This window comes from Gemmiger formicilis, assembly GCF_016901605.1.
GTDB lineage: Bacteria > Bacillota > Clostridia > Oscillospirales > Ruminococcaceae > Gemmiger > Gemmiger formicilis_B.
Genome location: NZ_JACJKP010000966.1, coordinates 1 through 218 on the forward strand (window position 1 = coordinate 1; position 218 = coordinate 218).

Below are 218 nucleotides of genomic sequence, written 5' to 3' on the forward strand. Positions count from 1 at the left end.
GACCGTTCAAACAAGGGCTTGCCCGCCGTACCGGCTTTGCGGCAGCCTGCTTTGCCGCGCCCATGGCCATCTATTACCTGTGGAACATCCGGTACGTGGGGTGGCTGGTGGCCCATATCGGCCATAGCCTGCAAGAACTGGGGCTGACGCTCGGCAAAGAAACCTTCTACCGGCTGTCCCAGCAGGATCTTGATGCCATTGATTACCACTTGCCCCAG

Annotated in this window: 1 protein-coding gene; it reads left to right on the forward strand. The window is 59.6% G+C overall.

Annotated features, from left to right (window positions below; all coding sequences use genetic code 11):
* A partial coding sequence (locus H6B10_RS17420; protein ID WP_204652558.1) for a hypothetical protein occupies positions 1-218 on the forward strand: 218 nt, incomplete at both ends.